9 protein-coding genes are annotated in these 12,883 nt (G+C 60.1%); 8 read left to right on the top strand and 1 reads right to left on the bottom strand.

Annotated elements, in window-relative coordinates; all coding sequences use genetic code 11:
• Positions 1-103: 103 nt before the first annotated feature.
• Positions 104-4,090, bottom strand: coding sequence for a methyltransferase domain-containing protein (locus AC2EBU_RS10090; protein WP_484610293.1), 3,987 nt, complete (start codon positions 4,088-4,090; stop codon positions 104-106).
• 145 nt (positions 4,091-4,235) lie between these two features.
• Between AC2EBU_RS10090 and argB the strand changes: the two genes are divergently transcribed.
• The 8 genes from argB (at position 4,236) to AC2EBU_RS10050 (ending at position 12,882) form a co-directional block, all read left to right on the top strand.
• Positions 4,236-5,126: an acetylglutamate kinase gene (argB, locus tag AC2EBU_RS10085; protein WP_484610292.1), complete on the top strand. Its 891-nt coding sequence runs from the start codon at positions 4,236-4,238 to the stop codon at positions 5,124-5,126.
• An 87-nt stretch (positions 5,127-5,213) separates the two neighbouring features.
• Complete coding sequence (slmA, locus tag AC2EBU_RS10080; protein ID WP_484610291.1) at positions 5,214-5,867, top strand: nucleoid occlusion factor SlmA; 654 nt, start codon at positions 5,214-5,216, stop codon at positions 5,865-5,867.
• A gap of 61 nt (positions 5,868-5,928) precedes the next feature.
• On the top strand, positions 5,929-6,795 hold the full coding sequence (locus AC2EBU_RS10075) for a fumarylacetoacetate hydrolase family protein (RefSeq protein WP_484610290.1): 867 nt from the start codon (positions 5,929-5,931) through the stop codon (positions 6,793-6,795).
• 161 nt (positions 6,796-6,956) lie between these two features.
• Positions 6,957-7,625 (top strand): TetR/AcrR family transcriptional regulator, encoded by a 669-nt coding sequence (locus AC2EBU_RS10070; protein WP_484610289.1) that lies wholly within the window; start codon positions 6,957-6,959, stop codon positions 7,623-7,625.
• Between the two features lie 33 nt (positions 7,626-7,658).
• Positions 7,659-9,455, top strand: a complete 1,797-nt coding sequence (locus AC2EBU_RS10065; RefSeq protein ID WP_484610288.1) for an acyl-CoA dehydrogenase C-terminal domain-containing protein — start codon at positions 7,659-7,661, stop codon at positions 9,453-9,455.
• Positions 9,456-9,518: 63 nt separating this feature from the next.
• Positions 9,519-9,953 carry a DUF2147 domain-containing protein gene (locus AC2EBU_RS10060; RefSeq protein ID WP_484610287.1) on the top strand — a complete coding sequence of 145 codons (435 nt, stop codon included), beginning with the start codon at positions 9,519-9,521 and terminating at the stop codon, positions 9,951-9,953.
• Between the two features lie 17 nt (positions 9,954-9,970).
• Positions 9,971-12,370: a 3-hydroxyacyl-CoA dehydrogenase/enoyl-CoA hydratase family protein gene (locus AC2EBU_RS10055; RefSeq protein WP_484610286.1), complete on the top strand. Its 2,400-nt coding sequence runs from the start codon at positions 9,971-9,973 to the stop codon at positions 12,368-12,370.
• Positions 12,370-12,882 carry a DUF4442 domain-containing protein gene (locus AC2EBU_RS10050; RefSeq protein WP_484610285.1) on the top strand — a complete coding sequence of 171 codons (513 nt, stop codon included), beginning with the start codon at positions 12,370-12,372 and terminating at the stop codon, positions 12,880-12,882. The genes AC2EBU_RS10055 and AC2EBU_RS10050 overlap by 1 nt, the downstream gene beginning before the upstream one ends.
• Position 12,883: the final 1 nt, after the last annotated feature.

Genomic DNA, 12,883 nt, shown 5'->3' with positions numbered 1-12,883 from the left:
ACGGCCCTTCAGTACGTCTCACGATCACAAAGCAACAAGCAAACCTGCATTGTCGCATTTTGGGGACGGTTCGCTTTCATTGCACCCTCGGGTTAGCCGCTTGTCACCGAAGCAACCAGGATTTCACGTTTCTTTGCAAGTGATACGGAATCAATCGAACGAGCCCTGACATCCACGGCCTTCCCCTGAGCCACACGACAAGACTCAACACACGGCCTGCATAAGGTCTCAGAGCCTTATCGTGTCCCGACTTTCCCGCAATCGCACAAGCAATTCCGACGAAGTCTCCGTTGAAAGCACGCTCGCCCAAACTGGTCGACGTCGCAGCGTCAACGAGATAATCCTTGCGGTAATCGAATCTGTCGAACATCGTGACTTTGCTTTCAGCGCTCAAAGGTCGCACGTCAGGGGGCGCGTCACCCACGAAATATCGACGACGAAGGTCCAGCAAGCGACTGACTGTCAAGTCAGGTCCCGCATCCCAACGGAAGAGCCAAGTCCAGTTGCGGTGCTGCAACCGTTCCGGAAACGCACCGATGTCAGGGGCCATGATGGGCAAACCACTCTTCAGTGCACTGGTCAAGGTGAAGCTGTATGTTTCTGGGCACTGGGCCGGGAACCAGACAAGATCCGGTCGAAGCCAATCGATGAGAGTATCCAGCTCGGACTCTTCGTAAGCGCCATGGACCGTCAGATTCGCCTTTGGTGCCTTGAGAAGTTGCCGATAGGCATATCCGATGAGGTGGAAGTCAAGAGGAAGTTTCTGGGCTGCCGCCAGTCGCGCCACATCCTCGAGCAAATCGGCCCCTTTGATTTTGCTGAGGGCCCCCACGACTAGGATACGGAGCGGCTCGTCGTCGCGCAGCCTGCGCCGCCGTTTCGACGGGGCAGGCAAGTCGATCTGATACAAGTCACTGTGGGGTGCGAAACGCACTCTCGCTGACGGCGCAAGCTTTGCGATTCTCGCGCCCGCATCGTGACTGGGTACCAGCACAAACCGCGCTCCACCGAGAAACTCCGCATGGGTTTCTCGCCAGTCATCGATGCTTTCAACCCCTGGAACAGGCGTCTGCCTAAGGCACGCGCGACAACCCTCCAATCCGGGATCGCCGCAGTAACGCCCTTCGGCAGTCACCATGGAAACCTGTGGGCAATAAGTGTAAAAATCATGGGCCGTGAAGTCGTAGCGGGCTTCCAGCATCAAGGGAAGTTGTCGAACCTCGGCGGAGTGCCCCAGCAAATGGTGGTAATGGACCTGACGAACACCGAGCGCCCGCAGGAATTCAATCAATCCGTTGTCGCCGGCCGACGGAAATCCAAGTTGCCATTGTGATCCCCGCTCGGATGACTCAGATTGGAGCAGCACCCCGCCTGGCTGTGGAGCCAGAGTCAAAAAGCTTGCCCGATCTTTGAATGCTTCAACCAATTCGCGAACATGGCGTAGCGTCCCTCCTCCGCGGTCGTGCAACACGTTCAGAATGATGGGCTTGGAGTGATCTGCAAGCCGAGCCAGGTCGACGGTGATGCGGCCATAGCGAGCCGGATCTCGTCGAACGAAGTCCATGACTGCCGCCTCATACCCTGGGTGCAGCCGCCGAATGGTCTCCATGGCCTGCTGTTCACGAGGACCCTTCGTAGAACCGAAACTGGTCCCGCCACTATGGAGCACAAAAGTGTCCATGGCATGAAGGTTGACCCAGCCGGATGACGTTGCACGGACGCAGAAATCATTTTCTTCCCCGTATCCCTTGCCGAAGTTGGCAACATCAAACAGTCCCACTTCATCCAGGCAGGCACGTCGGATGAACATGCAAAACCCGACTCCGGTCGGGACTTCAACAGCGTGCCCCGCTAAATTCTTGGCGAAGAGACGATCCAGCTTTTCAAGGTCGTATCCATCAGGCAAGGGGTTGTCTTCGCAGAACCTTGGATAACTGCAGATCGTGGCATTGTTCGAGAACGGAGTCACGCTCGCAACACGAGGTCTGGAATACGCGCAGAGCGCAATTCGATCCAACCAGTCATTGGCAACCGCAGCGTCGCTGTTGAGCAACAACACATCTGCAACAGAAGAAATTGCCATTCCACGGTTTACTGTACCGACAAACCCGAGGTTCTCCGCGTTCTCAAGAAGAAGTATGCGTGGATCCGTACGACTCACGAGCCGAAGATAGTCAGTTACTTCCGGTTCAGGGCTGCAGTCATTGATCAGTATCAGCCGCCACGGCAACCTCGTTCGCGAACCAAGTACCGATTCCACGCAACGGCGGGTATCGCTCAGACCTCTGTAAACCGGAACGATGACGTCGATCGGAGCGTCGGGCATCGTGGGCCGTTCGTTGTCAAAGGCAGCGGAAGCAGAAGCAGGCCGATTCGCTGGATGCCCGCCGCGCAAACGCCAATACCAATTGGCCACCGGGCGACTGAGCCGATAGGCCGCAGTGTTCTCCACTCTAGCCAGGTGGGACTGAAGGCCTTGCACTTGAGCCATCTGCTCCTGGATTTTGCGACTTTTGATGTCAAGTTCTCGCTGTATCGCAGTCTTTTCGCCCATCACGAGGTTGAATCGCGATCGAAGCTCTTTGGTTTCTTCGGACAACACTGCAAGCTTTTCGCCAAGCTCGTCCCTTGACTGCTCGGAATCACGCAAGCGGGCTTTCGCCTCTCGCAGTTGATCGTCGAGCAATGTCTCACGTGCCCGCAATGCCTGCACATCAACCGCCAGTTTGCTGATTTCTACTTCGCGGTCCGACAGGGCGACTTCCAGATGGTTGACGCGATCCGTCGCCTCCATGAGTCGTCGCCCACTGTCGAACTCCAGCCTCTCGACATGCCTCACGGCCTGGAGGTAGTCTGCGGAGACTGGCCACCCCAGGGTCACAATCAACGCGCCACCTTGTGTCGCCAAACTATGCAGTATTGGTGGAGGCACAGGCAATTCGAACCATGGGTCGTTTCCGGTCAACAACAAAGGTGCTGCGGATCCTGTCCATGAGGGGCTATCTATCAACAGGTGATGGTGCAAAGCCTTCGACAATTGAGCCAGGCCGAACGGATTCGGCTCCCAACGCCACAGTGAGCCGCCCTGCGAAGAGACCAATTCCATCTGATGGAGGTGCAGGTAACCCGCTCGGTCTGCTGGATCCAATCGCAAACCGGAGTAACCGGCTGATCTGGGCTCCAGTTCGAAACGGACTGCCTGATGCAGGCAACCGATCAGTCCTTGGCCGACACTTTTCCGCGTTTCATCGTAACCATGCCCCTCCGACCAGTAAAGGCTCAGACTGAAACAGGCGAGCGGTTCGGTCGCCGTGTCCGCGGGCGGTAACTCACTCGCGCCTGGTGATGACTGAGCTGTCTGGCGCGTCGCCGAAACAACAAATTGATAGGTGCGGGCGTCGCCGAGGACCTGCAAATATTCGGCAACCGGAGGCGGCAAAAGATTAAAGTCCGGACCAAACTCCGAAGCAAGCACGGGCAGGTCGACCGCCTGGCAGGATTGAACCGACCACCCACACTCCGTAAGGAACCTCATCAGCGATCGGCGCGTGAAGAAGCGAAGGTGGGTCTGATCCAACAAGCCTTCAGGGCGATACCGAAACTCGCCCTCCATCAGTTCGGCAATCAACCCCGCGTAGCCGACATTTGGGACAGAAATCAGCAGTCTACCGTCGCGCTTCAGAAGGCGCTGACAAGCTTGCAAGATCTTTGCAGGCTGGCGAAGGTGCTCGAGTACGTCGGCACAGACAACGGCATCGTAGGTGGAAACATCTGTCAGCGCCGACAACTCCACCGACTCCAGATCTGCTATCCAGGTCCGTTCGTAGTATGGCGCCGCCAGGTTTTGCTCTTCCGGATTGATCGTGACGCCGTCAAAACGTATTCCCCGCCCACGATCCACCAACCGCGCGAGCGAACCCGCACCCATACCGAGGTCGAGGACCCGATCCCCGTCTTTCAATTGTCTTGCAATCAGGGCCAGAGAATCGTGTCGTCCGATGACCTGGGCACGTTCGTAGATATGCACGGGATAGAAGTAATGAGACAGTTGCACGGCAACACAACGATCCGAAACGTTGAACGCTGCCATTCATGCGTCGACGCGGCCGAAAGCCCCCGAATCGGGCGATCAGGGAGAGCATTATCGACCATTGGCAATGGAAGCCTGAGCCTTCTCCGAGATCAGAAGGGTTACATTTGCGCCCATTGCCGACAACCTCTCACCAGGACCCGCCATGAACACTTCCATCGATACGCGGCCTCAGGACAAGGCCGCGATCCTTGCCCAGGCATTGCCCTACATCCGAAAATTCCATGGCAAAACCATGGTCATCAAGTACGGCGGCAATGCAATGACAGATCCCGCTCTCCAGAAGGCGTTCGCTGAGGACGTCGTTTTGCTGAAACTTGTAGGAATGAATCCGGTGGTGGTACATGGTGGCGGCCCTCAGATTGAAGCCGCCCTCAAGCGCTTGGGAAAAGAGGGCCGATTCATCCAGGGCATGCGCGTCACTGATGCCGAAACCATGGAAGTTGTCGAGTGGGTATTGGCCGGTGAGGTTCAACAGGATATCGTCGGCCTGATAAACGCCGCGGGTGGCAAGGCCGTGGGCCTTACCGGACGCGACGGTGGACTGATTCGGGCGCGCAAGCTACGGATGCAAGATCATCAGGATCCCTCGGTCGAACACGATGTCGGCCAGGTGGGCGACATCGTCTCTATCGACCCCTCGGTGGTTCGCGCCTTGCAGGACGACCAGTTCATCCCGGTGGTATCACCCATTGGTTTTGGTGACCAGAACGAAAGCTACAACATCAATGCCGACGTTGTCGCCGCCAAACTCGCCACCGTATTGCAGGCCGAAAAGCTACTCATGCTGACCAACATCGCCGGCGTGCTGGATAAACAAGGCCACCTGATGACCGACCTGACTGCAAGGCGGATCGACGAACTGTTTGCGGACGGCACAATCTCTGGCGGGATGCTGCCGAAGATTGCCGGTGCACTGGACGCGGCCAAAAGTGGCGTCAATGCCGTTCATATCATTGATGGACGGGTCGCCCATGCCATGCTCCTGGAAATCCTCACCGACCAGGCTTACGGGACCATGATTCGCTCGCATTGAGCCGAAGGCGACCTCGGCTTGTGTGTACGCAGGGTTAAACCGCGCCTTCGGTATGCGAGAATTTTTTCACGCATCGACCGTAACGCCATGAACCAGAACCTCGACCCGAGCGCCCACGGACCGAACCCCGCAGACCTGGACACCGAGCCTGTTCGAAAGCGGCCTAAGCCGGGCGAGCGCAGGATCCAGATCTTGCAGGCTTTGGCGGAGATGCTTCAGGAGCCGGCGGGAGAAAGAGTCACTACGGCAGCCCTTGCCGCCCGACTGGGAGTCAGTGAAGCGGCGCTTTACCGACACTTTGCCAGCAAAGCGCAGATGTATGAGGGCTTGATCGGCTTTATCGAGGACAGCCTTTTCGGTCTCATCAACCAGATCATGTCCAGTGGCGACGATGGGCGGCGGAAGGCAGCCCGAACGGTCGCGCTGTTGCTGCAGTTCGCCGAAAAGAATCCCGGGATGGCGCGTGTCATGGTCGGTGACGCGCTGGTGCTGGAACATGAACGGCTGCAGGACCGGATGAATCAGTTGTTCGAGCGGGTCGAATCGAACCTTCGTCAGTGCCTTCGCGTTGCCGCGCAGGACCGCGGCGAACCTACGCCGACCGTGCAGGCCCAGGTGCTCGCCAGTACCTTGGCCTCATTTGTCCAAGGCAGATTGCACCGATTTTCGCGTTCTGGCTTTCGTCGCAGCCCGACAGAGCAGCTGGACGCCTGCCTGACTGCAATGCTATCTTGGCAATAGCGCCCGACGACCTTTTGGCAGTGGGTACACGAGCATTTCCAAGGGCAAAAGGACCAATCGCATGAAACTGGTTCGTTACGGACCCGCAGGCCGGGAGCGGCCCGGCCTTATCGACCCGACCGGCCAGCTGCGCGATCTGGGCGATGTGGTGGATGATTTGGGGCCTGATCAGCTGTCGCCGCGGGTGATCGCCCGCCTTGCGCGACTGGACCCGATGCAATTGCCGGCTGTTTCAGGGAGGCGCCGAATGGGTTGCCCTGTGGCCGGCGTCGGCAAATTTGTTGCCATCGGGCTCAACTACGCCGACCACGCCGCGGAGGCGGCAATGCCAATACCGAGCGAACCGATCGTTTTCCTCAAAGCCACAACCTGCATCCAGGGTCCGAACGACAACGTGGTGCTGCCGCCTGGCTCACGCAAGACCGACTGGGAAGTTGAGTTGGGTGTTGTGATCGGAATGCGAGCGCGGCATGTAACGCAAGAACACGCAATGGCCCATGTTGCCGGCTACTGCCTGGTCAACGACATCAGCGAACGCGCTTACCAGCTGGAGCGCGGCGGAACCTGGGACAAAGGCAAAGGCTGCGACACATTCGGTCCGGTTGGTCCCTGGTTACTGACCCGCGACGAAGTGGCCGATCCGCAGAACCTCGATCTCTGGCTTGATCTCAACGGTCAGCGGATGCAGACCGGCAACACCCGCACCATGATCTTCAGCGTAGCCGAGCTCATCAGCTACGTCAGCCGATTCATGACACTGGAGCCAGGCGACATCGTGACGACCGGAACGCCGCCAGGCGTAGGCATGGGGCGCAAGACGGCAGATGGCAGGCCCGCACCGCAGTTCCTGCAACCCGGCGATGTCCTGCAGCTCGGGGGCACCGGTCTGGGCTCTCAGCGTCAGCGGGTTCGCGCCTTTTCTGCCTGACTCGACGTCCGCCACGCCAACCTGGCCGCGGGCAACGCTTCATTAGGGGTTAACCCCTGCCACCCCTAGGGCAAAGCCTCTAGAAAGAACGGGGAAATCGCCTCTCCCGCGGCGAAAGTGCTGCAAAATAGAACGATCGTTCGTTTTATTTATTCGCAGCCATGGCAACTGCTACCGCAAAAGTCGCTCCGCTTCACCCCCGCACCCGGGCCGAAGGTCGGCCCTTGCTCAAAGGTCAGCAGACCAAAGCGGCCATCGTAGACGCAGCGCTCGGCCTGGCCACACAAATCGGGCTGGAAGGACTGAGCATCGGCGCCTTGGCTGAAGTCACCGGAATGAGCAAATCCGGTGTTTTCGCCCATTTCGGTTCCCGCGAAGAGTTGCAGATTTCGGTAATCCGCGAGTACCACCATCGTTTCGAGGAAGAAGTCTTTTACCCGGCCCTGCAGGAGCCCCGAGGCCTTCCACGACTGCGCCAGATGTTCGCCAACTGGATGCGTCGCACATCGACCGAGATCGACTCCGGCTGCATTTACATCAGCGGCGCTGTCGAGTTTGACGACCGGCCCGGCCCGGTGCGCGACGCACTGGCAAGTTCGGTCCATACCTGGCTGGCAGCCATGGATCGCGCGGTGGTCCAGGCCAAGGAGGCAGGACACCTGCGCGCGAACGCCGACGAAAAGCAGATCGCGTTCGAAATCCATGCCCTGATTCTGGCGCTTCACTACGAGGCGCGGTTTCTCAAGACCCCCGGATCCATGGACCGGGCCCACACGGGATTCGCCAACATCCTTGCCCGCAATCTCCCGGCGATCTCGCCGCGCCCTTGAACACTTTTTCTCACTTCTCGACAGGAAGACATCATGCCCAGCTACACCCCACCCCTTCGCGACATGCAGTTTGTGATGCACGAGTTGCTCAACGTTACCGAAGACTTCAAAGCCATTCCGCAACACGCCGAGATGGATGTCGAAACGATCAATGCCGTGCTGGAGGAAGCCGGCAAATTCGCCTCCCAGGTACTTTTCCCTTTGAACATCAGCGGAGACACCGAAGGCTGCAAATATGACCGTGATACCCACGCGGTCACCACCCCCAAGGGATTCAAGGAAGCCTATGCCCAATACGTCGAAGGCGGCTGGCCAGCGCTCAGCTGCGACCCAGCCTTCGGTGGACAGGGTCTGCCGCTGGCGGTCAACCAGTGCTTCTACGAAATGATGAACTCGGCCAACCAGTCCTGGACCATGTACCCCGGCCTGACCCACGGCGCCTATGCCTCGCTGCATGCCCATGGCACCGATGAGCAGAAAAAGACTTACCTGGGAAAAATGACCAGTGGCGAATGGACCGGCACCATGTGCCTGACCGAACCGCACTGCGGCACAGACCTGGGCCTGATGCGCACCAAGGCCGAGCCGCAAGCCGATGGCACCTACCGCATCACCGGCACCAAGATCTTCATCAGCGCCGGCGAGCATGACATGGCCGAGAACATTGTCCATCTGGTGCTCGCCCGCCTGCCCGACGCCCCGCCCGGGATCAAAGGCGTCAGCCTGTTTGTGGTGCCCAAATACCTCGTCAACGCCGACGGCAGCCTGGGGGAACGCAACTCGATTCACTGCGGCGGTATCGAGCACAAAATGGGAATCCACGCCAACGCCACCTGTCAGATGATTCTGGAGGACGCCATCGGCACGATGGTCGGCCAGCCCAACAAAGGCATGCAGGGGATGTTTGTGATGATGAACGCCGCGCGCCTTGGCGTGGGCAACCAGTCACTGGGGCTGACCGAAGTGGCCTACCAGAATGCGCTGGCCTATGCCAAGGACCGGATCCAGATGCGCAGCCTGTCCGGCCCCAAGGCCAAGGACAAGCCGGCCGACCCGATCATCGTGCATCCGGACGTGCGCAAGATGCTGCTGACCGCCAAGGCGTATGCCGAAGGAGGTCGCGCGCTGGCCATCTATTGCTCGGTGTTGCTGGAGAAGTCGCACTACCATCCGGACGAGAAGGTGCGCAAGGACAGCGAAGAAATGCTGTCTTTGCTGACCCCCATCGTGAAGGCCTTCCTCACCGACAACGGCTTTCAGTCGGCGGTGATGTGCCAGCAGGTTTTCGGCGGCCATGGCTTCATCAAGGAGTGGGGCATGGAGCAGTTCGTGCGTGATGCACGCATCAACATGATCTACGAGGGCACCAACACCATCCAGAGCCTGGACCTTCTGGGCCGCAAGGTACTGGGCAACAATGGCGCCACCCTGCGCAAATTCGGCAAGCTGGTCGCCAAACTGGTTGAGGAAGAAGGCGTGAACGAGAAGATGGCAGAGTTCATCAACCCCATCGCCTACCTCGGCGACCAGATGACCAAGTTCACGACCGAGATCGGTTTCAAGGGCTTCCAGAACCCCGACGAGGTGGGCGCCGCCGCGGTGGACTACCTGCGCGTTGCCGGTCACCTGGTGTTCGGCTATTTCTGGGCGCGTATGGCCCAGGTCGCGTTGCGCGAGATTGCCGCTGGCAATAAAGACCCCTTCTACGCCGCCAAACTGCAGACCGCGCGCTTTTACTTTGCCAAGCTTTTCCCCGAAACCGCGACCCTGATGCGCACCGCCCGCGCCGGCAGCAAGGTCCTGATGGACACGGATTTGGCTCTGGCCTGATCATTGGAGCCCGGTTGCGCACGCGCGCGACCGGATTTCCATTAATTTGCCTAGGAACCCAGCATGAAAAGGTCGTTCGTTGCTATCTTTTTTTCCTCTTTGTCGATTGCCGCCTGGTCGCAGATGACCCCGGTTGGAAGCTGGCGGTCAATTGACGACAAGTCCGGAGAAGCAAAAGCAGAGATTCGCATTACCGAAAGCGGCGGCATTCTTGCAGGGCGGATCGAAAAGCGCCTGACCAAAGATGCGAAACCTGATGATGTCTGCAACGAATGTACCGATGACCGCAAGGGCAAGCCGATCCTGGGTCTGGAGATCATCCGCGGTGCCCGCAAGACGGACGGCAAAGATGTCTGGGAAGGCGGCAAGATTCTCGACCCCGAGAACGGCCGCAATTACACCTTGCGCCTGACCCCGATCGACGGCGGCAAGAAACTGGAAGTGCGCGGATCGGTGCTGGGCATCGGCCGCACACAGACCTGGGTCCGCGTCCCCTGAACTTTTCTGGAAACACCATGTCCCGATTTACTGTGAAGAAAGTTGCCGTGCTCGGCGCCGGCGTGATGGGGGCACAGATCGCCGCCCATCTGGTCAACGTCAAGGTTCCGGTGGTGCTGTTTGATCTGCCCGCCAAGGAAGGCCCGAGGAACGGGATCGCCTTGCGAGCCATCGAAAACCTCAAAAAGCTCAAGCCTTCGCCCCTGGGTGTGGCCGATGACGCCAGCCTGATCCAATGCGCCAACTATGAGGAGCACCTGGAACAGTTAAGGGACTGCGATCTGATCATTGAGGCCATTGCAGAACGGCTGGACTGGAAACGCGACCTGTACGTAAAAATCGCGCCCTTTGTCGCGTCCCAGGCCATCGTGGCCTCGAACACCTCGGGTTTGAGCATCACCCGCCTTTCCGAAGCCTTGCCTGAGGCCCTGCGGCCGCGCTTTTGCGGCATTCATTTCTTCAACCCGCCCCGCTACATGGTGCTGGTGGAACTCATTGCAACGCCCACCACCGAGCCACGCATCCTCGACCAGCTCGAAGGTTTTGTTACCAGTGGGCTGGGCAAAGGCGTGGTGCGCGCCAAGGACACGCCCAACTTCGTCGCCAACCGTATCGGCATTGCCGGCATGTTGTCCACCATGAAAGAGGTGGAGAACTACGGGCTGACCTACGACGTCGTCGACGACCTGACCGGCAAGAAGCTGGGCCGAGCCAGCTCGGGTACCTTTCGCACCGCCGATGTCGTAGGCCTGGACACCCTGGCGCATGTCATCAAGACCCTTCAGGACAATCTGAACCTGGAGACGGACCCTTTCTACGGCAGCTTTGGTACCCCGGCGGTCCTGAGCAAGCTGCTGCAACTGGGGCATCTGGGCCAGAAAGCCAAAGCCGGCTTCTATAAAAAAGTCGGACGAGACGTGCTGCGTTTCGACCTGGCCAGCGAAGACTATGCGCCAGGCGGCCAGAAGGGCGATGAGGTTTATGGCCGCATGCTGCGCAAGCCCGCGGGTGAGCGCCTGAAACTGCTGCGCAACAGCGAAGGGCCTCAAGGCCAGTTCCTTTGGGCCATTTTGCGCAACGGATTCCACTATGCGGCGGTCCATCTGGCATCCATTGCCGAGACGGCACGCGATGTTGACCAGGCGATGCGCTGGGGCTTCGGGATGAAACAGGGCCCGTTCGAACTGTGGCAGGAAGCCGGATGGCTGGAGGTCGCAAAGATGGTCCAGGAGGACATCGATGCCGGCAAGGCGCTGTGCAACACGCCGCTGCCAGCCTGGGTATTCGAAGGTCCTGTCGCCGAGGCGGGTGGCGTGCATACCGCAGCCGGCTCCTGGAACCCCACCCGGGGACGCTTCGAGGCACGCCGACAACTGCCGGTTTATGCCCGCCAGCATTTCCCGGAGCTCCTGCTGGGCGAAGCAGGCCCACGTTTCGAAACCGCGGGCACCACGCTTCACGAAGACGACGCAATCCGCCTGTGGACGCTGGACGACCAGATCGTCATCGCCAGCATCAAGAGCAAGATGCACGCCATTGGCCCGGCGGTGGCCGAGGGTCTGGAGCGTGCCGTGGACCTGGCCGAGCAAGCCTACCAGGGTGTGGTCATCTGGTCGGGTGACGAACCTTTCTCGGCTGGCGCCGATCTGCAGGCCATGTTGCCGGGTTTCATGATGGGTGGCGCCGCGGCGATCAACGAAGCCGAGGCTGACCTGCAGCGCGTGATGCTGCGCCTGCGCTACGCCAACGTGCCGGTGGTGTCGGCCATCCGGGGTCTGGCCCTGGGCGGGGGCTGTGAACTGGCGGTGCACTCCGCCCGCCGCGTGGCGCACATGGAAAGCTACATCGGTCTGGTGGAGGTGGGCGTGGGCCTGGTGCCCGGCGCCGGCGGGCTCACCTACATCGCGCGACGCGCCGCCGAGAATGCCGCCGCCAGCACCGGCAAGGACCTGCTGCCCTTCCTGACCGAAGGTTTCACCGCCGCCGCGATGGCCAAGGTGGGCACCAGCGCGCTGGAGTCGCGCAAGCTGGGCTACCTGCTGGACAGCGACATCGTCGTGCCACACAAGGACGAAGTCCTTTTCGTGGCGCTCAACGAGGCCCGCGCCATGGCCGCCAGCGGCTGGCGGGCGCCGCACCGGCGCAGCTTCCCGGTGGTGGGCCGCAGCGGCCTGGCGACCATCCGTGCCCAGCTGGTGAACATGCGCGACGGCGGCTTCATCAGCGCGCACGACTTTCACATCGCCAGCCTGATCGGCAACGTGCTCTGCGGCGGCGATGTCGACGCGGGTACGTTGGTCACCGAGGAATACCTGATGACGCTGGAACGCAAGGCCTTCTGCTCGCTGCTGGAGCATCCCAAGACGCAGGAACGCATCATGGGCATGTTGTCCACCGGCAAACCGCTGCGCAACTGATGAAACCGTCGGTGCGCCCACCCAACCGGATGCAGCGCCAGCTGCAGCGGCTCGACCGCCTGCCCGGTCTTGTTCGCCCCGTGCTGCGGTCGGCCGTTTTGCGCCGCGCCGTGCCCTTTACCGGCACCGCCGGGATCGACTTCGTCGCGCTGTCACCCGAGCGCGTCGAGGTCCGCCTGTCCAGCGTGCGCAAGGTACACAACCACATCGGGGGCATCCACGCCTCGGCCATGAACCTGCTGGCAGAAACTGCCACCGGCATGGTGGTGGGAATGAATGTGCGCGACGACTGCGTGCCGGTGGCCAAGGAGATGCGCATGGCATTTCGCAAGCGCGCCAGCGGCTCGATGCGAGCCGTGGCCACATTGACCGATGCGCAGGCCCGATGGATGCAGTCGCAGGACAAAGGAGAGGTCACGGTGCCGGTGACCGTGACCGATGACACCGGCGCCGAGCCGGTGGAGTGTATGTTTACCTGGGCCTGGATACCCGCCGGCCCGCGCAAGAACTGAA

Source organism: Curvibacter sp. T50 (assembly GCF_057219955.1).
Note: the sequence above shows the minus strand (reverse complement) of the source record. Positions and strands in the feature narration are given on the sequence as shown.